This window comes from Candidatus Aciduliprofundum sp. HYA1, assembly GCF_056175085.1.
On sequence record NZ_CM149694.1, the window covers coordinates 704,898 to 726,661 of the forward strand.

Consider the following 21,764-nt stretch of genomic DNA (forward strand, 5'->3'; position numbering starts at 1 on the left):
GGCCCAAACAAGAAAATACTAGAGAAACCCGATATATAATGCACATATCGCTAATGATTTATATATTTTGTTCCGAAAATTCAGTATTGGAGGTAATTTACGGAACAAAATGAAAGCATAAACTAATTACAATCCCAATACATCCCACAATGAAAGATAAAATACCCACAGTTATGCTAACTCTAACAAAAGCATTGGGGTGGTGTAATGGTGCTCTTATATATTTTTTGATTGGTGATTTCACATCTCTTATTTCTAATTCATAATATCTTCCTTTTTTAATACCTAATCTGTTCCTATAGAACTCATTCATAGCCATACACTCATTTACATTCTTACAATTTTTCTTTAGGTTTGTGTGTGCATTTAGATAATTTTCATCAATAACTCTCCTTTCGGCGATTATAACCCTCCGATTCTGTGGATTTTTAATTAGAATAAAATCAGTTTTAAGTCTCAACTTGGGAGGTATCCATACCCAACCCTCCTTACTTTCTTCCAATTTAGAAGGATAAACTTTAAATTTTTTAACAATACCTCTCTTTCTCCAAAACATTTACATCACAACCATTTTCTCCTTTGGAAGTATCAATATAAGCAGCAACCTTTGATTTTCTGGTACTGGTATGGAGTACGTCTTTATTTTCACACACTCTTTCTCCAGTAGTTTATTTGCCTCCTCCTCAATTAAGGTTATTATGTCATTTTTGAGATGTCTAAGCGCCTCTATCTCTCCATTGTCTTCTATCCCATAAAGAATAGCCAGTCTTGAAAGTGTGTTACCTTCAATATAGCTTTTTATATCTGGTATTAATTTCTTTTTAACAAATTTAGATGTCCCACCAAGAACCTCGTCTCCTGATTTAAATTCTAAATATTTTTCAGTAGTTCCAATTCCTTTGTTTCTAAACTGATAACTAAGCTCAGGAATTATTATGTCATTTATAATGTACCTAAAAAGTGCCTTGAAATGTGTGTTTCTTAGATGTTCATACCAAATATGCGAAAATACGAGTTGTAGAATTAGCTTTTCTTTGATACTCGTGGAATCTTTCATTATATCAAGTATTCTGTTAGCTACACTTTCAATATCTGACGGAATCTCTAAAATATTATATACTTTCAATCCCCCTATGCGATGGTATTCTAGAGAGGATTCCTCTCCTGCGTGCCATACATCAAGAATATTATTGTTAAATATCGCATCGTAAAATGCTTTAAGAAGTGTAGGCCTAACATATACCCCTGGGTAAGCCTCTGTGAAGGAACATATCAAGAAGGAAGGGTGATTTTTGTATTCCACTACCTTTTCGCCTTCTGGAGTTATCTCAGATAGTTTCTCAAAGTCCTCAATGTATTTGTACCTATCTTTTAAATTAGAATCAAAAGAAAATAAAGAATATGGACTAATCCTCTCTTTAAATAGCTTCTTGTATTTGTCAAGCTTCTCTTTTCTAGTAACATATAGGTCATAAAAATCCTGAAACGTGTATCTTTTTCTCATCATATCTATGTAAATAATATCTCCCTGCATCTGTGCAATAGCAATCTTTCCAAATCTACTAATCTCTTTGTTTTTAAACATTTTAGTTATTTCCTCCAAATCCAATGACAGCTGAATAGGATATTCAAAACCGGAAATTTTCACAGTGAGCGCCACCTCTCCTACGGAATCCCAATTTACATAAGATGGGTCAATACCCCAGAACTCTGCATGTCCTTTGCTCCATCTTCTGTTATACTCGTAAGCTCCAAATATTAAATTTTTACCATCTCTTTTTACTATTGCAGCTCTCAATATGTTCTTCGGATGGAGAACCAGCCGACCAGTGAAAATCTCATCTTTGTGTTGTGCAAGAGAAGGGTCCTTTTTTGAATGAATCAGCAAAAGTATATCTTTAGATAGAATGATGCCAACCACCAATCTTTCTTTCTCTCTTGAACGAGAGTATAAAGAACTTCTGAAAGTCTCTAAAAGATATTTGGCATAATCATTTATCTTTTCAGGGTATTTCTCTATGAGTGTTTGAATCCATCTCTTCACAGATGGCACTCTGGGTTTTACTTCTGCAAATTGCAGTTTCTCTCCTAGTAATTTACTTTCCAGGTCTTTTACAACATCATTCAATTTAATTTCCTCATTGTCATCTTCCCCAATTTCATAAAATGAAGGCTCTTCATATTCACTATCTTCCCCACTATAGGCAGGTATTTCCCAGTAATACACCTTATTTTTCATGCCCAAACACCTCCTCCAGAATGCTCTCTTTCATCTCCTCCAGATGCGAAATCTGCCCCTGTATCTTCTCTTTCAGTGCTTTGATTTTCTCATAAACTCCATCAAGGTAGTTTGCTATTTCTTTTTGCTTTTCAAGGTCTGGCTGGTTGTTGTGGAAGGGCAGGGGGATTTTAGAGTTCATAATAAATTCCTTTGGAACTCTTCTATGACCCACTGTACCCGTAAAGTGCTGTGCGGCTTCCTCTCTGTATGATTTTCTTCGCACAAAATAGAAAATGTATTTTGAAAAAATATTATCTTTGGGTCTAATCACATGAAATTCTGTGGAGCCAAAGCCAATTCCATTTTTTAATCCAGTGGCTATAGCAGATTTGCCATTTTCCATGCATGGTGTAATCTTTGCGAATATAACATCACCATCTCTGAAGTAGGTATACCCCGTATAAACCTCTTTTAAGGGTCTTATTTTCATTTTTACAATTTTTCCCTGCTCATCATCCACATATTCCATAGGAACAAAAGAAACTTCCTCATTTTCATCAAGGAGTTTTCTTACTTCAGATTTCTTGGGGTTTATAATTGAAATATCTTTTAACTTCACCCCCCTCCACTCCTCGCCCTCCTTCGGCTTAAACGCCTGCTCCAGAACGCTTTCCCAGAGTTCGTCAAGCCTTTCAAGTTCTTTCTTTTTCTTCTCCAGAATTTTGTCAATCCTTGAGAAGTTTGCCTCAATGTATTCAACGATTTTCTTTTGAGTTTCTAAATCCGGCTTGCCGTTGCGGAATGGGAGGGGGACTTTGGTGCCTATAACAAATTCCTTAGGAACCCTTCTATGCCCAACAGTACCCGTGAAATGTATCTCTGCTTCTTTTCTATAGGCTTTCCTACGAATAAAGTAAAAAATATACTCTGGCAAGATATTTTCCTTTGGACGTATGACATGAAATTCGGTTGAGCCAAAACCTATTGTGTTTTTGAGTCCTTTAACAACTGCAGCCTTTCCATTTTCCATACACGGTGTAATCTTTGCGAATATAACATCGCCATCTCTAAAGTAAGTATATCCCTTATAAACTTCTTGAATGGGACGAACGTCAAACTTTATTATTTTTCCCTCTACATCATCTACATATTCCATAGGCACAAAAGAAACTTCTATGTTCTTTTTCAATAAATCTTTAATTTCAGATTTTTTTGGATTTATGACACACACATTTCCCAATCTCACCTCTTTCCACCCAACCCCCTCAACTTCCCACGGCTTTTGGGGCTTGGAATCGAAAAAATCTTCAAGGGTTGGAGCGGCACTCATCTCAGCAACCCCTTCAACTCCTCCAGCAGATGCATTACTTCCCTCTCGTCCTTAACAACATCTTCTAAAATCTCTCTTGCTGGCCTGTACTCCTTCTTTTTCAACTTGCTGGGATTTCTGGGTGTGAGCTCATAAGTCTCATCATCCACATCCTCCATTGGCACAATCCAGGAGTTTTCTCCAACTTCTCTATTTTTCCATTTCTCAAAGCAATCCTTCCAGTCCTCATCCATCATTGGCCGGGTCTTGGTGAAATTCTTCATACCCTCTGGAGGTTGAATCTCGTAGTACCATATTTCTTTAGTTTCTCCAGTCCTATCAAAAAACAGAAGATTTGTCTTCACGGATGTTTTACCAGAGGCCGTGAACACCCCCTTGGGCAGGGAAATAATGGTATGAACATTGTAGTTCTCCAGCAATTCTTTTCTAACACGGACAAATGGGCCGGTTGTGTTTGATAGCATGCCCTCAGGAACCACTATGCCAACTCGGCCACCGTGCTTGATTTTTCTCATCACATACTGCAAAGCCATCAATTCTGTATCTGAACTCTTAATCGGGAAATTTGCCTTGTACCTCTTATCAAACTTGCCTCCAAATGGCGGATTTGTGAGAATTATGTTAAACCGGTCCTTCTCCTGAATCTTTCTTACATCCTCAGCAAAGGTATCCATCTTGTATATGTGCGTTGTTGGAACTCCATGAAGAAGGAGATTCATTATGCCAATCAGATATGGTATGTCCTTTTTCTCCTGGCCGTAAAACATGTTTTCAAGATTCTCCTTGTCCTTGGTGGTCATAACCTTCTTCTTCCTCAGAATGTGATTGTAACTCTCAATAAGAAAGCCAGCAGAGCCCATAAACGGGTCCAGAATTCTCTCACCGATTTCTGGATTAACTATATTCACCATCAGCCTAATTACAGGTCGTGGGGTGTAGTACTCTCCAGCGTACTTGCCCATCTCCCCAATCTCAGGCAAAAGTTCTTCGTAAAGAGTTGAGATTACATATATATCGTCCCTGGTTTTCAGTTCCAAGGAATCCAAATCCAGAGCCACTTCTTTGAGAACATAACCATCTTTCAGAAAATTCTGAATTTCCTTGCCACTGAATATTGTGGATATCAATTCCCTCTCACCGCTTCCATCAAGTTCCGCAAGAAACGGGAAAAGCTTGTTGTTTATGAAATCAAGGACTTCCTCATCTCTCATATCTTTGTGAACCCAGTCCTTCCACCTGTATGGTGGCGGGATATTTCTTGTATATACACTGTTGCTCAACTTGGCTTTTAACTCTCTCTCATCCTCTAGTTCATCGTAAAGTTTGAGAAAGAGCATCCAGGACAACTGGATTATGTAGTTTACCGAAGCAATCTCATTTCTCAATGTATCAGCGGCGGCCTTGAATTTTGAGCGAAGCATGGACCTATCCATTATCTAAACCCCCCTATTTCATACAGACCCTCCGAAAGCTCCTGAAGTGCTTCCTGGAGTTTATCAATACCTCCAAAGGCATTTATTATCTCCTGCAACTTACCTATTCTCTGAATATCAGGCGTGTCCAGGGCGGATGGGCTTATTTCATTAATGCCACCCAGTTTGTATTTTTCAATCAAGTTTAAAAGTACTCCCTTAGCCACTTCATTGAATGAATTTATTATCTCCTGTTTCTCTGTGAGGAGCACTTCTGCTCTCTCGTCTCTGCTCAGAATTGGAGCATCAAAGGCAATATGAGCTAGAATGTCAAATGCGTCAGCATCGGGCCTATTCATAAGCTGAGCGATTAACTCAGGATTTATACTCTTATCCTGCAACTCTTTAAGAAATCTTTCTCTACTCTCTCTATTAACCCATATCCTTCTCAAATCATCAAGGGTCAACACTTTTTTCTTTACATTTTCCTTGGCATACTCAATGTATTTGGCCTGAGAGAGTTTCTGACCAGGAGAAATCTCAATATATATCTCCTCCTCAATATGAACATTAATGCCCTCCACAACTATTTTTCCCTCTGTCGGTCTCTTCTTTTTTAGTTCTATAACGACCCCAATTCTATCTCCAGAAGGCATGGTATCCACAGTCACCGTTCTAGGCTTGTAATTCTTTGCTTCAACTTTAACCCTAACTGGCACCCTTGGGAGATTGGAGATTGCAAACTCTCCCTTTTCATCCGTCCTACCGGGAACAATTGAGTTAACTCCAATTTGAACAGTTATCCTCGCATTGGATACAGGGTGTCCATCCTCATCATCAACAACCTTTCCACGTATGTAATAATCATATGGTCCTTCAGGCAGTTCGGGTGGTGGAACCTCTGTAGGCATATCCCAGGGGTCAAGCAATCTTGTAGCATCAACAAAATCAATGATTCTGAAATAGAATTTATCAGCATCTTCACTTATTCTGCTTCCACGGCCCATAATTTGCTTGAAAAGTACCTTTGAGGCCACAGGCTTCATAAACACTATGTTTTTAACGGGTGGTATATCTACGCCTGTGCTTAGCAAATCCACCGTAACTGCAATAACGGGTGTGGGAGATTCTGGGTCTGCCATTTTATCTATGAGTTCTTTAACATTTGGCTCTTCATCAACAATTCTCACAACATACTCGTCCACATTTATTCCTGTGGTTGCCACATCTGGAGCAAGTTCGTTTTGGAGTATTTTTACCACATCTAGAGCGTGTTCCTTGGTTACACAGAACACGATAGTTTTATCTATGGGTCCATAGGTTCTTAGTATCTCAGCAAGTTTCTTTGTCATTGCCTCTGTTCTGTCTGGAAGTATTATCTTCTTCTCAAACTCCCCCACCGTGTAAAATTCCTTTGGCTTGATGTTCTCCGGAACATTGATTATGGCTCCCTCACTTGCCACTTCCCCAAGTATTATCCCTCCCTTTTTGTCAATGTTCATATAGATTTTGTGAATTTTGTAAGGTGCCAAGAAACCATCTTCAATACCCTGACCCAGACTGTAGATATATACAGGCTCGCCAAAATATGCATAGGTATCTATGTTATCATCCCTCTTAGGCGTGGCGGTCATACCAAAGTGAACAGCACTGCTGAAATAGTCAAGTATCTCCTTCCAGCGACCATACCCAGAGCGGTGGCACTCGTCAATTATAATCATATCAAAGAAATCAGGAGGATAGTTTCTGTACAATCTCTTCCCATCCTTTTCAGAATATAAAGTCTGATATGTGGCAAAATAGATATCTCTTACCATTGGTGTCTTTCCTTCAATTATGAGGTCTCTCTTATTTTCAAATGGCTCAAAGCGGTTGTAGGCTTGGTCTCTGAGCATTGTTCTATCTGCTATGTAAAGCACCCTTCGTATCTTCTTTGTATGGTAAAGCTTCCATACAACCCAGAAGGCAACTTCCGTTTTGCCAGTACCTGTGGCCATTGTAAGAAGAATCCTCTTTTTACCATCAAGGAAGGCCTCTATTACATTCTTAACCGCAGCAATCTGATAATATCTGGGTTTTTTACCAAAGGAAACCTTGAATGGATAGGTAAGAGGGTTCTCCTCTCTTTTAAGAGGCACAACTTTTCCAAATTTCCACTCAGAGTACCTTCTCCAAAGCTCCTCAGGTGAGGGAAACTCAGACAATGTGGTTTGCTTCTTGGTGATAAAATCGTATTCTTCTATTTTATGACCGTTTGTTGAGTAAGCAAATGGAACATGCAACATCTTGGCATATCTCTTGGCCTGCTGCATTCCTGCAGCGTGATGATGACTCTCATCTTTTGCTTCCACAACCGCTATTGGAAAGTTAGGTTCTAAGAAAAGGATATAATCCGGTCTGAGAGCATCTTTTCTATTCCCATAGTCGTCAATTATTCGCCCCTCAGTTATCCTCAATTCTCTCCCTATCTTTCCTTCATCCCATCCTGCTTCGTATAATTTTGGATTTATCAATTTTGCACGGGTATCGGTTTCATTAAGCATAGTGCCACCTACAAGTTTATAATTTAATATGGATGGGTTATTTTAAATTTTCTCTGTAATTAGAATACTATCTTCAAAAGCTTCGGAGATTATTTTACATAATAAGATAAAAATTTGTGAAAGCATGTTAGGAGTGGCTGACTTGATATGGTGTTTTATCTGGTTTGTGTCAGGATTAATAGTATTTCAAACCAGAGGAAAGAGTAAGCATGTTGCTGGAGCAATATCTTTGATAGCTTCTATATGGTCTATTTTCTCAATATTTAAGACAGGCACATTGAGTTTGATTATATTGGGAATTACAATGAGCAAAATTACGGGAGTATTTACATCTTTATTCTATTATTTTGGTGCGAATATAAGTAGGTATAAGATAATGCATGAACTAAGTAACAGGGTGTACCTTTATCCAGTGGGTATTATCATATTATGGATTATTCTAACTTATGCACTTTAGCGAGTGTTGAGTATTTCTTAAGAGCTAAGAAAACCCCTAATTGCTACATTCTCCCAAAAGGTCATTAATTATACCTTTCATATTTTGAATAAACTCTTTCCAGGAGTCAACCAAATCGATATTCAAGTCAACAGTTCTTATTAACAGTTCGTTATCATTGTCTTCAAATACCCAGTTACGAGATATTTCCTCTTTAATCTTTGGATAGAGCAACATGACTTTCTTGGCTTTGTACATTTGAGAGTATGCAAACATTTGATAAGCATCAGATTGTGAAACACCTGCTTTTTTATCAGAACCATCTAATAATTTATACTTTGTGTCAATGATTGCACTATAATTTTTGTTTTGAGGTAGAATTATGATGTCTGGTATTAAAAGAAATAGTCTTTCTCCTTTTGTGCTCTTTAAGAGATGCTTTTTTCCATATTGAATTTTTATGCTCAAATCTTGATTTATCAATTTCTCTTTAATTAGCGTATTTGCGATGAATTTCTCAAATACACGCTCCATAGGTAGGAAAAATGCGAAGATTTTCCTCCTTCCGCTTATAAATTGTATAATTATATTGGCTAAGAATAATCTTGCCATGTTTACCAGCGGATGTAAGTACTCATTTAATCGAGTAAAATATATGTTGTCTATGGTTTGAGCATCTATTGGCTTAAGGTCAACTGCATCCATCAAATTTATAGCATTGTGTAATCTGCGATAATTTTCTTGAGAAGATGTGTATTTTTCCATCATAAATGCTGTATATTTGAGTGTCATATTTATGAGGTTATTTAAATTTCTATCATTGTACCTTATAGGTATGCGGTATCTTCGTTCCCATTGACGGACATATTTAGGGAAATCAATTTGCCCCTTTACATAGCTCCGTTCTTCAGCTACGTATACATATTCTCTATACTCCCCTCCTCTAAGTGTTTCCAGTAATTTTATGGAATATATGGCAATTAGAATTTCCAGAAAAGAATCAAACTTCATCTCTGATATTGAGTTTATATCAGCATCTTTAAAACCCAGTTCTTCTCCAATCATCAGCATCTTCAATAGATTTCTCAGGGCAACACTTTTATCCTCTGCGAATTTGGGATATATCTGGATTTTTAAATTGTCTACTTGAACAAGACCGACCCAATTTTTTGCTTTTATCTCATCTCTGCCTATTCTTAAAAAATTTATCTTTTGATTTAATTCCCATAGAGCCTCAATAGTTTGGTTTTTTAAGTGCAGTACATTTTCTTCCAGATAATTTTCCTTGCCTTTTTCGTATTTGATAGATTCAAACTCTTTCAGTGAAATTTCCAACATAATTACTCACTTTGGAGTTTTAATTTTATCCAGAAATCCCTCTAAGTCTTCATCAATGAGTTTTTTATAACATTCAAACACATCAATTTCTTCAGTGTTGCAGGGGAATAATATATTGCTTAACTTCTTTGAGTCACCATAGAAGTACTCCTGCAAGAGTGGAATTATTTCATAAAGCCAAATACTTTTCAGTTTGTTCTCAAAATACTCTTTATCGGCTATATTCTTCAATTGAAGATAGTAAGAATGGCCAATCTGGTGGTCTCTGTCATAATTTTCAGAAATTCTTTTATTTATTTCACCTAACGCATCTATTGCCTTTTTAGCCAATATTTTTGTATCTTCTGGCAGAGTATTAACATTGAGCTCTTTTTTAATCATATCTAAGTTCGGCATAATTTCTAAAAATCCAAACCTTCTTCTTAGTGCAACATCAATAAGAGCTATGCTTCTATCTGCAGTGTTCATGGTGCCTATCAAATATAAGTTTGGGGGTACACCAAACTTCTTCTTTGAGTATGGAAGTGTTGAAATCATAGCGTTATCTCTAAATACCCTTTTGTCGTTTTCAAGTAGAGTTATTAGCTCTCCAAATATTTTACTTATATCTCCTCTATTTATCTCATCTATTAGTAGGTAGAATTTTGGAGAGGTTTTGAGTGCATCCTCAAAATCCTCCTTGGATATTTCAATATCCTCAAGTTTTGTGGCTGGAATATCTTCATCTTCCATCCACTCAATATCCTTTCCCAAGTAGTCCATGAGTTGGTTGTACGCTTCTCTTGAGAATCTTTTAAAAGTTCCCTCCTCAACAACGAATCTAAGCTCACCATTATCTCCAGGGATGGGCCTTATTCCCTCAACAAAATCTTCGTAAGAAAAAGATGGGTGAAAAGTTACAAATTCAACGTTATTTCCCCCATATTTATTTGCATATTTATTTGCAATCCATGTCTTACCAGTTCCAGGAGGGCCATATAAAATAATTTGGTTTTTATCATTTAAAAGTGTAGTGATAGCTTCCTCTTTATATACTGTAGAATTTTCAGTTGTATTTGGTATTAAATAGAATTGTTCATCTATAAACTCCTTCAGCTTCTCTCCCAAGGTCTCTTTCCCAGAATATGTATACCATAGGATACAATCAATCTCCATATTTAGCTCATCTTCATCACTCGCACCAACAAACTCGCAAATTTTTTCATAATTATCTTGCTTTATATAGCACATTATTGCTTTGTAAAAATCTCTTAAACGGTAGAAATACTCTTCATATTCAAGATAATTGTTTTGGAGCTCATTTGGTTTAAGAGCGAATAATTTCTCCAATGTATGCCTCACAGGAGAATTGTATATTGGATGGCTTTTTATATGCCTGTATCCATACAATTCTGCAAGTAATGTGTATAACATGGTTTTTCTCTTTTTTCTTGAAGGGACCTCATCTGTATGTGCGTATTTGTCTAAGTATGAAAACATTTTATCTACCCATTCATCTTTCCATACATTTGAGGAATCCATATCTTTCAATATCTTTATCATTTCGTATTTCTCATCATCATTTGCCTGAGATATAAAATTAGGAATGGCTCTTGGCCATCCAAACATCTTTTTAAAGGTTCTATAGCTGTTTGTTGGTGATGTGAGTATTTTCTCAATAACTTCTTCTGGCTTGCTATTACTGTTAAGAAGAGAGAATCTTTGGAGAACCTCTTTATGGATATCACTATGATACTTCATATGTTCCTGTAATAAGTTGGTCTCTTTGGTCACTTCTAACCAGTACTTTATAAACCTGTAAATTCGTATATAAAGACTAAATTCTTTTTTGCCTGGGTCATGCTTATCTTGCAATATTTCTACTAAATGTTTATCCTTTAATTTTCCAAATATGGGATTACGAGGCGCATATTTTACTGCCCCTATAGGAGTTTCAAATTTGTAAATATCTTTGAATATGCACCCTCCATATATGTTATCTATATTTTTTAAACCATATTTTTTTATTATGTTATCTCTGTTTTTTTCAGTGAGTTTTCCCAAACACATATATAACCTTGTAAAACTTTGCTGGGGTACATAGTATAACACGCCAATATCACCATATCTTGCATCTTTGGGACGTACCAGTGGCCAGTATTCTACATGGCCAATTTCTTTCTTTTCTGCATCATAGCTATATCTTTCCTTCATTGGGTTGTTATTCACAATATATATTCTCAAATCCTTCCACATCATAATTCCCCCTTAATTCGATAAGAAAATAAATAGGGATAATATAATAAGTTTTTCACGAAGTTTGTGTTCAAATGATATTTTGCTTACATACAGGCAAATATCTCTTCAAGCCTATCAGCCATTATTCCATACCAGTAGTCCGCCTGCTTGACCTTGGCCAGATAATGCATTGAGCCTATTGAGATGGGGCTGCGACCCTGGATGAAATCGGCCACGCTCTCTGGAACATTGTGCATTATCAGAAAATTATAGTTCCACTTACGCAGATATTTTCCTGCCAACCCTCTGCGATAGATGTAGTTTTTAAATCCCACATGTGAAATGTCAATCTGTCTTAACTCATTCTTCAGTTCTAGGGGTAGATATACATAATAAGAGTTTTTAGAGCCTCTTATATGGAATAACGGATACCTGATGAAGTTCTCTTTAACTACGAGTTTTTGAGGATTGTAGTTATGTAGAAAAGAAACACCCTCAATGATTCTAAGTCCTGAATAGGCCAGTATCCTGTACAATAATTTGTATTCTGGATACTCAATTTTGTTATACACTTCAATAACCCTCTCTGTGGAAGGTATGTAATTGTCTGGATTGCTCCTAACACTTTTAAGAATCTTTCTCATCTTTGTTAGTGTGTAGTCGTCTATGAGTTCAAACTCCTCAGCATAGTTCAGGAGATTTCTCAGGGCGATGGTCATCTGTTTTTTACTGGTTGAAGCCTCTCTAATCTCATATAAGTCTCTCGGTGTTGTGAGTGGCCTATCTTTGGCAAATCTGTCCAGATATGATATTAACTTCTTGGCATAGGGCTTGCTCACTCTTGAATACAACCATCTGGAAAAGTCGTCTCTAACTGAAAAATAGCTGAAATTTCTTTTGGGGTAGAGCACTTTTCTTTCTAAGAAAAGGGCCTCCCTAAATCCCGCACCTTTGACCTGGCTCGGTAACCCCCGCTTCCCGGGATTATGCCCTTGCGAATTATAATTTTTTTGCCTTTTTTGTCACTCTTTTCAATTTTCCGCCGCAAACCGGGCACTGCTCATGGTACTCGTTGAAGAGTCTTCCGCAGGATGTGCACCTCCATTTCCACCTGCGAACTTCCTTTATTCCTTCCTGGTGCAGATTTTGAAATTCAAGCCCCAGATGGGCGGCCACATTCTGAATCGCGTAATCGTCTGTTATTACAATTGCATCCAGTTGCAGGGCCAGAGCCAGGATTTCCATATCCACATTGCTCAAGGAATGAAAATCCCCCGTTTCCTTGGCGGCCTTAACCACAAGTTTTGTATTGTACCTTGAAGGAGCAACCACCTTTATCAGGGAGAAATAGACACCCTTTCTGTGAACCTCATCCTCAACTCCAGGAGTTGTGTAAATCTCGGCCTCGCCGGGTGGGATGAAACCCTCGATCAGGGCTGAGGAGTCGAGCACGTACCTTTTCACGGTTGGATAATGCCGCGCAGAATTTAAAATTTGGCAAACTATTTAAGTTTGAACCACCATTACAGAACGGTGATAACATGGGAATGACTCTTACCGAGAAAATTCTGGCCAGGAAGGCGGGAAAGAAAGAAGTGAGGCCTGGAGAAATTGTGACCGTTGAGCCCACATGGGTGATGAGCCATGATAATTCCGCCGCAATATTGCTCAAATTCAAAAAGACAGGAGTGGAAAGGGTATGGGACCCGAAGAAGATCGTGATCATTCTCGACCATACCGTGCCCGCGCCCACGGCAGATTATGCAAACAACCACAGGAGTATTCGTAACTTTGTTAAGGAGCAGGGCATAGAGAACTTCTGGGATATCAACACGGGAATATGCCATCAGGTTATGGCCGAGAAGGGTTATGATTTACCAGGAGCGGTTATAGTGGGCGCTGATTCCCACACAACCACGCCTGGAGCTTTTGGAGCCTTTGCTGCCGGGATAGGAAGAAGTGAAGTCGCCGCCATATGGGCCACGGGCAAGATATGGCTCCGCGTGCCTGAAAGTTACGAGATAATCGTCAACGGCGATATGCCCAAGGGTGTGTACGCGAAGGATCTGGCCCTGCATATCATAGGCGATGTCACGGCGAGCGGAGCCGTTTACAAAGCGGTGGAGTTTAAGGGTGAAACCATAAGAAATATGAGCATAGCATCCCGCATGGTTCTTACAAATATGAGTGCTGAGATGGGCGCGAAGAATGGGATAATTGAGGCGGATGAGAAGACGGAGGCGTATCTGAAAAATAGAGCACGCGGAGCGTATGAGATCATGCACGCGGATGATGATGCGGAATACGAAAAGAGATATGAGTACGACGCCTCGGATCTCGTTCCGAAGATAGCATTTCCCCACACCGTGGACAATGTGCACGATATTGATGATGCGGAGGGAATTCATATTGATCAGGTATTTCTCGGCACCTGCACTAATGGCCGCGTGGAAGATCTGGAAGTTGCGGCTCGAATTTTAAAGGGGAAGAGAATCAACCCGAATGTTCGCATGCTCGTTTTCCCGGCATCCTGGGAAATTTGGCGCGAGGCGGATGAAAAGGGAATATTGCGCGTACTTGCCGAGGCGGGTGCAGTGATAATGAACCCTGGATGCGGCCCGTGCCTGGGTGCTCATGCTGGAGTGCTCGCCGATGGAGAGAAGTGCCTGAGCACTGCCAACAGGAATTTCAAGGGACGGATGGGAAATCCCAACGCCGAGATTTATCTCGGCTCGCCTGCAACGGCGGCGGCCACCGCATTGAAGGGATACATAGCGGACCCGAGGGAGGTGTTGTAAATGGGACGCGTTTGGAGATATGGGGATGATGTGAACACCGATGTTATATTCCCGGGCAAGTACACATACAAGATAATGAGCGATGAGGAGATGGCACAGCACGCTCTGGAGGATCTTGACCCTGAATTTGCAAGGAATGTTAGGCCAGGAGATGTTATCGTTGCGGGCAAGAACTGGGGCTACGGCTCCTCCAGAGAGCAGGCGGTGAAGTGTCTAAAAGCGGCGGGAGTGAAGGCGATAATAGCGGAGAGCTTCGCCAGGATTTATTATCGCAATTGTATCAATCTCGGATTGCCGGCCATAACCCTGCCAAAGGAGGAAATAGAGAAATTTGAGCAGGGCGATGAGGTTGAGGTGGACATTGAGAAGGGCGTGGTTGAGAACAGGACGAAGGGATTTGTCGTGCACTTTCCTCCATTTGAGGGCTATGTGATGGACATAATCCGTGCAGGGGGGATAATTGAGTACATAAGAAAACAGCGAAAATGAAATCTCATCTTCTTTTCTTTTTCCACACGGCTGCGAAGACCAGCAGTATTGGTATAATGTAAGCGTTTAATTCGGGCACGGGTTCTCCTTGCACGCTAACCGTTATGTACATCGTGTAGTTTATGTGATGGTACTTTGAGTAGAAGGTTATGGCCACAACGTAGTTTCCGGATGCATTGTCAGGCACGTTTATGTGCAAAGTTTCGTTCTTCCAGTCATATACTGAACTTCTATCCCAGGAGGGATACTGGTAAATTGAAGTGTTGAGTTTGCTCCTTGTCTCTATGTAAAAGGATGTATCGTTGATGTACCCTCCATTGGCAAGGTATACTGTGAGATTTACATCCTCACCTGCCTGAGTCTCAATTTTCCAGTCATCCACAAAACCGTCTGGGATGTAGTAGGGGGCGTCTCCGTATTTCTTTATTGTTAGGAAGTATCCCGCAAAGAAGTTTGCCACCGATGCGTTGTGTATTATGATTCCCACGGTATGTGTCTCGTTATCCAGATATTCGTAATCCCAGTTTGCATCTCCCACGTACACGAAATCATCTGCAATGACGAGTTTAAGATGTGTTGTAACAGACTTTGAATCGTACATTACGTCCACACCTTCATCTTTCAGAAAATTGTACGCATTATCGCTATCATGGTCATCGAGTATGACAGATGCAATGTCCTTTTTGCTCACAAATCCATTAATCAGAGCATCCACGCGCTCCTCCGTGCTGTTGGGATTTTTGTAATATGCCATGGTGTACATGGCCACGTAGAGCCTCTGCCTTGCCGAATCTATGAGATTCTTTAACGCGTTGTAGGTGTACCCATCGTAGGTGGTCTCTATGCTCAATCCCTGAACGCTCTCATCCACGTGCCCAGCGTTGGGAGTTGAAGATGCATCGTTCCAGATGGACTGGAAATATCTCTCGTAAACGTTGGCAATGCTTTCGTTGAATATCACAATTCCATACTCGTTGTTCTTTCCAAGTGCGTTTGGACTCCAGTTGTGGGATCCAAGGTAAACCACCTTATCGTCTATGACAACAAGTTTTGTATGAAGGAATTTTGAAGAGCCATCCTCCTTTACGGCCACGCCCCTCGAGGATAGATAATCTGCCCCGTAATGGTCTGAGGAAATGTCTCCCTCATATACGACCTTCACATCCACGCCCCTATTTTTTGCGTTCACAAGCGAATCAAGAAGAGTTTTCACTGGCTCGTAATCGCTCAACAGGAGCATTGATATGTGCACGCTTTTCTTTGCATTGTCAATGAGATGCTTTATTATGGGTGCGTATCCGTAGTTCTCAATGGGCACGACGAAAATACCTCCCTGGCTTCTCGTCTTCATAGCATAATCCTGGTGAATGGTGGTGGGATTAACTGCAACATATGTCAGGGAGAGAAGCAGAACTACAACGTAGATGGCTGCAATTTTGTAAGATTTTCTCATTCTCCAGAATATTTATGTGTGCCATATAAACGTTTTCTTAAAATTTATAAACCCGTTAGGCATTACCTAACCGTGCTCACGGAGGCTGAATCAAGGTACATAATGGCGATTTACGACTCCTACAACAGGGGGGTGTGCGAGTTCGGGCCAAAGTACATTGCGGATATTATGAATGTTAAAAGGCCGACGGCCTATGAGATGCTCAACAGGCTGAAGGACAAGGGAATTCTCGCCAAGAGCGGGAAGAAATACAAGTTCACGGAGGATGGCCTCTCCATAGCAAGGAAGATCATAAGGAGCCACAGAATAATTGAAACCATGCTCTATCGGGCCGGTGTGGAACTTGAGCGTGCTTGCAGTGTCGCATCCAGAATTCAAATGGGCGTGGATGAGGATGTAGTAGATACACTTTGCCATTATCTGGGCGATCCCAAGAGATGCCCTCATGGCAGGCCAATTCCCGAGGTGGAGAAATGATTGAGGTGCAAGCTCTCACCGTGAGATACGAGGAAAAGCTGGCCCTTGAAAATGTGAGTTTCAAATTGAAGCACCCATCCCTGCTTGCAATAATCGGACCCAATGGGGCAGGGAAGACCACGCTTCTCCGGGCCCTTCTTGGGCTCGTGAATTATGATGGACACATTGAAATATTTGGAAAATCTCCAGAAGAAGCCAGGGAAATCGTGGGATACATGCCCCAGAGGGACAATGTGAATATGAATATTCCCCTTCGTGTGAAGGATGTGGTTCTGATGCCCCTCCTCTCCAGGCACCATTTTAAGGTGCTGAGGGAGAGCGTGAAAAAGGCAAAAAGAGCCCTGGAGATTGTTGGGCTTGAAAATCTCTGGAACGAGAAATTTTCCTCTCTGAGTGGTGGACAGCAGCAGAGGGTTTTTCTCGCCCGTGCCCTTGCCAGGGATGCAAAGGTTCTGATCCTTGATGAGCCGTTTTCCGCCGCGGATGTGGCTACCAAGATGAGAATGACTGAGATCTTGCACAGATTGAAAAGGGATAAAACGATAATTCTCGTAACCCACGATTTGAATCCCCTGGCGGATTGCACAGATAATGTCCTTCTCCTCAACAGGAGGATGGTGGCCTATGGCAGGGTCATGGATGTCGTAACCGAGGAGAATATGGAGAAACTATACGGTGTGGCCGTACCTGTGATCCGCGGGGAGAATGTTTGCTATGTTATGGGGAGTGATGTGCATGTTCGTTGATATCTGGCTCCTTCGTGCCGTAATAGCGGTTTTCCTCATCGCCGTTGTATCATCTCTCATAGGAAGTTACTCTGTTTTCAGGGGCAGCACATTTCTTGTCAGCGGCATAGCCCATGGTGCACTTGCTGGGGCATCCCTGGGCATATTCCTCACCCTCTACCTGTTTCAGGCGAATTATCTCATAGTTGCGCTCATATTTTCAATACTCTTTGCCCTTGCAATAGGATATGCATCCCACAGGAAGGAGAGCGTGGATGTTGCCGTGGGTGTTATGTTTGCCCTTTCCATGAGCCTTGCTATTCTTTTCCTCTCCCTCATAAGGGAATATGCATCCATTGCCTGGGGACTCATTGTGGGTGATCTGCTCCTACTTTCTCAGGAGGATATTGAGATAATGACCGTAACAGTGCTCGTGATAATCATTCTCTTTCTTCTATTTCACAGGAGAATCACCTTCTCCATATTTGATCCCGAGGGAGCGCAGGCCATGGGATTGAGGCCCTTTATCTACGAGAGCCTTCTCTTCGTGATGGTGGCCATGGGTGTTGTTGTGCTTCTCAAGGGCGTTGGAGCCATACTGGTTTACGCACTTCTCATCATACCTGCTGCTGCTTCAAAGCGCATATCTTCAAGTGTATCCTACACGCTTCTCTTTGCCTTTCTAATCTCCCTTGCCTCCGGATTGGGTGGTCTCGCCCTCTCCATTTATACTCCCGTATCTCCAAGCGCCTACTCTGGCTTGATTGCAACAACCATATACTTCCTCACGATGTTCAGGAGGTAATGCTAAAAAGTTTTATATATGCCAAGGGGATTATACCCCCGTAAAATTTTGAAGGTGTTAGAGATGGAGAACGCTAAAACTGGAACTACCACGGTGGGAATTGTGACGAAGGATGGCGTTGTGCTTGGCACAGAGCACAGGGCCAGTATGGAAACGTTCATTGCGCACAAGACAGCGCAGAAACTGTACAGGCTGGATTACAACATAGGAATGACGACCGCAGGGCTTGTGGGAGATCTGCAGGTTCTGGTGCGCTACATGAGGGCTGAGATAAATCTCTATCGCATAAGGAGAAAGATGTACATGCCTGTTGGGGCCGCAGCCACCCTGCTCTCAAACATTTTGAATGAGCGCAAGTTCTTCCCGTATTATGTTGGCCTCCTGGTGGGTGGCTTTGACGATAGGGGTTATCACGTTTATGCCATAGATGCCGCAGGAGGGGCCATAGAGGATAAGTATGCAAGTGTTGGTTCTGGCTCGCTCTTTGTTTATGGTGTTCTTGAGGACAGGTGGCACGATGACATAGGGCTTGATGAGGGAATTGATCTTGTGATTCGCGGCATAAACGCTGCCATGCGCAGGGATGCTGCCAGCGGAGACGGCATATCCGTTGCCACCATAACCAAGGAGCGGGGCTTTGTGGAACTCAACCCTGAGGACATAGAATCGAGGATGAAGGGGCTTGGATTGAAGTGATTTTATGCAGTGGGAGGATGTGCTAAAACAGGTTAAGGAGGCCATTGATGAACTTGCTCCCCAGGTCGAGATAACGGACATTGACCTTGAGGGGCCCCTGGTTGTTGTTTATACCAGGGACATGGAGTTCTTCGCGGATCATCCAGATATAGTGAAAAAAATTGCCCAGACTGTTAGAAGGAGGATATTCATCAGGCCCGATCCTGTGCTTTTAATGGATGAGGCCCAGGCCAGGGATGAGATAAAAAGTATAGTGCCCGAAGAGGCGGGAATAAAGGACATATACTTTGAGCCCGAAACGGGAGAGGTCATAATTGAGGCCGATGCTCCCGGAGTTGTTATTGGCAAGGATGGTCAGCTTCTGAATGAAATAAAGAAGAGGGTTAAATGGGCCCCACGAGTCGTTCGTGCTCCACCCCTTGAATCCCGGATTGTTAAGGAGATGCGCGAGTATCTGAAACTGGTTCGCGAGGAGAGGCGTGAGATTCTGAGAAATATAGGTAAGAGGATAAACAGGCCTCCATTGAGTGGAGAGCAATGGGTCAGGGTGGAGGCCCTTGGGGGATACAGGGAAGTGGGGCGCAGTGCCACGCTACTTATGACCCGCACAAGCAGGGTGCTTGTGGACTGCGGTCTTGACGTGGCCGCCGTGAATCAGGAAGGTCCTTGGAGCGGAGCTCCGTACCTCTACGTTCCCGAGGTTTGGGATCAGAGCGATCCTGAGAATCCATTCAAGCATATTGATGCGGTGGTGGTGACCCATGCTCATCTTGACCATGTGGGTCTGGTGCCCCTTCTGTTCAAGTACAATTACGATGGGGCAGTTTACATGACCGCCCCAACAAGGGATCTTGCAGCGATGCTCCTCATAGATTATGTTAAGGTTGCGCAGTCTGAGGGAAAAAGAGTGCCCTACGAGTCCAAGCACATAAAGGAGATGATAAAGCACACCATAACCCTCAAATATGGGGAAACAACGGATATTGCGCCGGATATAAGGCTCACATTCCACAATGCAGGTCACATACTTGGCTCTGCCGTTTCGCATTTTCATATAGGCAACGGGCTTTACAATGTGGTTATAACGGGAGATATAAAATTTGAGCGCTCCTGGCTTTTCAACGCCGCCCACAACAGATTCCCGAGGGTTGAGACCGTCATCATGGAGAGTACCTACGGAGGAAGGGAGGATTACCAGCCATCCAGAAGGGAGGCCGCTGAACGTTTGAAGGACATCGTTTCGCGCACCTACGAGCGCGGTGGAAAGATTTTGATTCCCGTCTTTGCTGTGGGCCGCTCCCAGGAGGTCATGCTCGTTCTTGAGAGTTTCATGAGAAATGGAGAACTTCCGGAGATTCCAATATATCTGGATGGGATGATCTGGGAGGCCACAACAATACACGCCGCGTATCCGGAGTACCTAAACAAGGATCTCCGAGAACTCATATTCCAGAAGAAGGAGAATCCATTCCTATCGCCGATATTCCACAGGGTTGAATCCTCGGAAAGGAGGGAGGAGGTCATAAGTTCCTCTGATCCGGCCATAGTGCTATCCACATCGGGTATGATGAACGGAGGTCCTGTGCTGGAGTACTTTAAGCACTGGGCCGACGATCCGCGCAACACCCTGGTATTTGTGGGCTATCAGGCGGTTGGAACTCTTGGTAGAAGGATACAGAACGGCCTGAGCGAGGTTCTGATGAGCCTTGGAGGCAAGCCCATAACCATAAAGGTGGAGATGAACATAGAGACCATCGACGGGTTCTCTGGGCACTCTGATCGCAGGCAACTCGTTCAGTTTATCGGCTCAATGAATCCAAAGCCCGAGAGAATAATAACCTGCCACGGGGAGGAAAGCAAGTGCATAGACCTTGCCATAGGTCTCCATAAGAGGTACGGGATGGAGACAATCGCACTGAAGAACCTGGAAGTTGTGCGTCTCAAATGATTGTAAGGATGAAGGCGAACATGTCCTTGCGTGGAGAATAGGCGTGTACCCTTCTTTTTTCAATTATTTTCAATTTAATTCCCTCTTTCTTGGCCAGTTCCATAATATCGTGTTCCCTTGAATTTTCTCTGGGGAGAATTTCGTAGTAGTGCACGATGGTGCCTGATTTTGAGGCCTTAAAGGCATCTGGCAGGAAATTGAATGCGGAGTGGGGCAGGTTCATTATTATCCTGTCCGCCTTGATCTTCCCTGCAACCTCCCTGGCATCCCCCAGGATGGGCTCAATGCCCTCAACCCTGTTTATCTTAATGTTCTCCTTGAGATAGGCGATGGCGTATGGATTTATGTCTGTGGCGTATATTTTCACGTCCCTGTACTTGGCTATCATCACCGAGAACGGGCCACAACCCGCGAACATATCAAATATGGTTTCTCCATCCCTCACCATCTGCACAACTCTCCACCTTTCCATTGCGAGGCGTGGGGAGAAATAAACCCTTGATAGATCCGTTTTCAGGTGAATTCCATATTCCCTGTGGACCGTTATCAGGTTCTCGCCCTCAACTAGGCGCAGGTCTCTTATCCTCTCCTCACCCTTCACCCCGTAATCAATGGCTATCTTTCTTATGTTTTTCATCTTTTTTATCTCCCCTATAATCTCCTGCAAACCCGAATCTCGGTACTTTACGATGGCCACATCACCAACGATGTCAAATGAGCCTATTTTTCTCCTTTTTTCGCGCTCTTCAAAATCGTCCTCGCAGAGCTCAAAACCCTCGATAATGCCCTTTACGGGGATGATTACGAAATCTCCCTCTCTCTTCCATTTTAATTCCTGCAACAGGCCTTTTTTTGCCAGCATTTTCTTCATCTCTT

General features: G+C 41.9%; 18 protein-coding genes. 7 read left to right on the top strand and 11 right to left on the bottom strand.

The window, feature by feature from the left end; all coding sequences use genetic code 11:
* Nucleotides 1-97 precede the first annotated feature (97 nt).
* The 9 genes from AC0S1O_RS03930 to AC0S1O_RS03970 form a co-directional block, all read right to left on the bottom strand.
* A complete protein-coding gene (locus tag AC0S1O_RS03930; protein WP_475394452.1) occupies nucleotides 98-556 on the bottom strand; it encodes a hypothetical protein in 459 nt (152 codons plus the stop codon).
* Nucleotides 557-2,239 carry a hypothetical protein gene (locus AC0S1O_RS03935; protein WP_475394453.1) on the bottom strand — a complete coding sequence of 561 codons (1,683 nt, stop codon included), beginning with the start codon at nucleotides 2,237-2,239 and terminating at the stop codon, nucleotides 557-559. It lies immediately after the preceding gene.
* Nucleotides 2,229-3,551, bottom strand: a complete 1,323-nt coding sequence (locus tag AC0S1O_RS03940) for a restriction endonuclease subunit S (protein ID WP_475394454.1) — start codon at nucleotides 3,549-3,551, stop codon at nucleotides 2,229-2,231. Before AC0S1O_RS03940 ends, AC0S1O_RS03935 begins: the two co-directional genes overlap by 11 nt.
* Nucleotides 3,548-4,984 carry a type I restriction-modification system subunit M gene (locus tag AC0S1O_RS03945; protein WP_475394455.1) on the bottom strand — a complete coding sequence of 479 codons (1,437 nt, stop codon included), beginning with the start codon at nucleotides 4,982-4,984 and terminating at the stop codon, nucleotides 3,548-3,550. The genes AC0S1O_RS03940 and AC0S1O_RS03945 overlap by 4 nt, the downstream gene beginning before the upstream one ends.
* Nucleotides 4,984-7,506 carry an EcoAI/FtnUII family type I restriction enzme subunit R gene (gene hsdR / locus AC0S1O_RS03950; RefSeq protein WP_475394456.1) on the bottom strand — a complete coding sequence of 841 codons (2,523 nt, stop codon included), beginning with the start codon at nucleotides 7,504-7,506 and terminating at the stop codon, nucleotides 4,984-4,986. Before hsdR ends, AC0S1O_RS03945 begins: the two co-directional genes overlap by 1 nt.
* Before the next feature lie 493 nt (nucleotides 7,507-7,999).
* A complete protein-coding gene (locus tag AC0S1O_RS03955) occupies nucleotides 8,000-9,280 on the bottom strand; it encodes an McrC family protein (protein ID WP_475393043.1) in 1,281 nt (426 codons plus the stop codon).
* A 6-nt stretch (nucleotides 9,281-9,286) separates the two neighbouring features.
* The gene (locus tag AC0S1O_RS03960) at nucleotides 9,287-11,518 is read right to left on the bottom strand and encodes an McrB family protein (RefSeq protein ID WP_475393044.1); all 2,232 of its coding nucleotides are present in this window, start codon (nucleotides 11,516-11,518) and stop codon (nucleotides 9,287-9,289) included.
* A gap of 83 nt (nucleotides 11,519-11,601) precedes the next feature.
* Nucleotides 11,602-12,408, bottom strand: a complete 807-nt coding sequence (locus AC0S1O_RS03965) for an integrase (protein ID WP_475393045.1) — start codon at nucleotides 12,406-12,408, stop codon at nucleotides 11,602-11,604.
* A gap of 88 nt (nucleotides 12,409-12,496) precedes the next feature.
* The gene (locus AC0S1O_RS03970) at nucleotides 12,497-12,961 is read right to left on the bottom strand and encodes an NOB1 family endonuclease (protein WP_475393046.1); all 465 of its coding nucleotides are present in this window, start codon (nucleotides 12,959-12,961) and stop codon (nucleotides 12,497-12,499) included.
* Between the two features lie 77 nt (nucleotides 12,962-13,038).
* On the opposite strand from AC0S1O_RS03970, the gene AC0S1O_RS03975 reads away from it, so the two are divergent.
* Together AC0S1O_RS03975 and AC0S1O_RS03980 are read left to right on the top strand one after the other, a co-directional pair.
* Nucleotides 13,039-14,295, top strand: coding sequence for a 3-isopropylmalate dehydratase large subunit (locus AC0S1O_RS03975; protein ID WP_475393047.1), 1,257 nt, complete (start codon nucleotides 13,039-13,041; stop codon nucleotides 14,293-14,295).
* Nucleotides 14,296-14,784, top strand: a complete 489-nt coding sequence (locus AC0S1O_RS03980; RefSeq protein ID WP_475393048.1) for a 3-isopropylmalate dehydratase small subunit — start codon at nucleotides 14,296-14,298, stop codon at nucleotides 14,782-14,784.
* A gap of 4 nt (nucleotides 14,785-14,788) precedes the next feature.
* On the opposite strand, the gene AC0S1O_RS03985 is transcribed toward AC0S1O_RS03980, so the two are convergent.
* Complete coding sequence (locus tag AC0S1O_RS03985) at nucleotides 14,789-16,237, bottom strand: phospholipase D-like domain-containing protein (RefSeq protein ID WP_475393049.1); 1,449 nt, start codon at nucleotides 16,235-16,237, stop codon at nucleotides 14,789-14,791.
* 72 nt (nucleotides 16,238-16,309) lie between these two features.
* Here AC0S1O_RS03985 and AC0S1O_RS03990 point away from each other — a divergent pair, with 72 nt between their 5' ends.
* The 5 genes from AC0S1O_RS03990 to AC0S1O_RS04010 all read left to right on the top strand — a co-directional run bounded on the left by AC0S1O_RS03990 (nucleotide 16,310) and on the right by AC0S1O_RS04010 (nucleotide 20,888).
* Nucleotides 16,310-16,714, top strand: coding sequence for a metal-dependent transcriptional regulator (locus AC0S1O_RS03990; RefSeq protein WP_475393050.1), 405 nt, complete (start codon nucleotides 16,310-16,312; stop codon nucleotides 16,712-16,714).
* Nucleotides 16,711-17,460 carry a metal ABC transporter ATP-binding protein gene (locus AC0S1O_RS03995; protein ID WP_475393051.1) on the top strand — a complete coding sequence of 250 codons (750 nt, stop codon included), beginning with the start codon at nucleotides 16,711-16,713 and terminating at the stop codon, nucleotides 17,458-17,460. Before AC0S1O_RS03990 ends, AC0S1O_RS03995 begins: the two co-directional genes overlap by 4 nt.
* Nucleotides 17,450-18,244: a metal ABC transporter permease gene (locus AC0S1O_RS04000; RefSeq protein ID WP_475393052.1), complete on the top strand. Its 795-nt coding sequence runs from the start codon at nucleotides 17,450-17,452 to the stop codon at nucleotides 18,242-18,244. Before AC0S1O_RS03995 ends, AC0S1O_RS04000 begins: the two co-directional genes overlap by 11 nt.
* 63 nt (nucleotides 18,245-18,307) lie before the next feature.
* Complete coding sequence (gene psmB, locus AC0S1O_RS04005; protein ID WP_475393053.1) at nucleotides 18,308-18,940, top strand: archaeal proteasome endopeptidase complex subunit beta; 633 nt, start codon at nucleotides 18,308-18,310, stop codon at nucleotides 18,938-18,940.
* Between the two features lie 4 nt (nucleotides 18,941-18,944).
* Nucleotides 18,945-20,888, top strand: a complete 1,944-nt coding sequence (locus tag AC0S1O_RS04010; RefSeq protein WP_475393054.1) for a beta-CASP ribonuclease aCPSF1 — start codon at nucleotides 18,945-18,947, stop codon at nucleotides 20,886-20,888.
* On the opposite strand, the gene AC0S1O_RS04015 is transcribed toward AC0S1O_RS04010, so the two are convergent.
* Nucleotides 20,881-21,759, bottom strand: a complete 879-nt coding sequence (locus AC0S1O_RS04015) for a class I SAM-dependent methyltransferase (RefSeq protein WP_475393055.1) — start codon at nucleotides 21,757-21,759, stop codon at nucleotides 20,881-20,883. The two genes, AC0S1O_RS04010 and AC0S1O_RS04015, sit on opposite strands and share 8 nt — an antisense overlap.
* Between the last annotated feature and the right edge of the window lie 5 nt (nucleotides 21,760-21,764).

Excerpts from the sequence above, each read along its gene's own strand:
- AC0S1O_RS03930 (WP_475394452.1), bottom strand. The coding sequence starts at position 556 with ATGTTTTGGAGAAAGAGAGGTATTGTTAAAAAATTTAAAGTTTATCCT.
- AC0S1O_RS03935 (WP_475394453.1), bottom strand. The coding sequence starts at position 2,239 with ATGAAAAATAAGGTGTATTACTGGGAAATACCTGCCTATAGTGGGGAA.
- AC0S1O_RS03940 (WP_475394454.1), bottom strand. The coding sequence starts at position 3,551 with ATGAGTGCCGCTCCAACCCTTGAAGATTTTTTCGATTCCAAGCCCCAA.
- AC0S1O_RS03945 (WP_475394455.1), bottom strand. The coding sequence starts at position 4,984 with ATGGATAGGTCCATGCTTCGCTCAAAATTCAAGGCCGCCGCTGATACA.
- hsdR (WP_475394456.1), bottom strand. The coding sequence starts at position 7,506 with ATGCTTAATGAAACCGATACCCGTGCAAAATTGATAAATCCAAAATTA.
- AC0S1O_RS03955 (WP_475393043.1), bottom strand. The coding sequence starts at position 9,280 with ATGTTGGAAATTTCACTGAAAGAGTTTGAATCTATCAAATACGAAAAA.
- AC0S1O_RS03960 (WP_475393044.1), bottom strand. The coding sequence starts at position 11,518 with ATGATGTGGAAGGATTTGAGAATATATATTGTGAATAACAACCCAATG.
- AC0S1O_RS03975 (WP_475393047.1), top strand. The coding sequence starts at position 13,039 with ATGGGAATGACTCTTACCGAGAAAATTCTGGCCAGGAAGGCGGGAAAG.
- AC0S1O_RS03980 (WP_475393048.1), top strand. The coding sequence starts at position 14,296 with ATGGGACGCGTTTGGAGATATGGGGATGATGTGAACACCGATGTTATA.
- AC0S1O_RS03985 (WP_475393049.1), bottom strand. The coding sequence starts at position 16,237 with ATGAGAAAATCTTACAAAATTGCAGCCATCTACGTTGTAGTTCTGCTT.
- AC0S1O_RS03995 (WP_475393051.1), top strand. The coding sequence starts at position 16,711 with ATGATTGAGGTGCAAGCTCTCACCGTGAGATACGAGGAAAAGCTGGCC.
- AC0S1O_RS04000 (WP_475393052.1), top strand. The coding sequence starts at position 17,450 with ATGTTCGTTGATATCTGGCTCCTTCGTGCCGTAATAGCGGTTTTCCTC.
- psmB (WP_475393053.1), top strand. The coding sequence starts at position 18,308 with ATGGAGAACGCTAAAACTGGAACTACCACGGTGGGAATTGTGACGAAG.
- AC0S1O_RS04010 (WP_475393054.1), top strand. The coding sequence starts at position 18,945 with ATGCAGTGGGAGGATGTGCTAAAACAGGTTAAGGAGGCCATTGATGAA.
- AC0S1O_RS04015 (WP_475393055.1), bottom strand. The coding sequence starts at position 21,759 with ATGAAGAAAATGCTGGCAAAAAAAGGCCTGTTGCAGGAATTAAAATGG.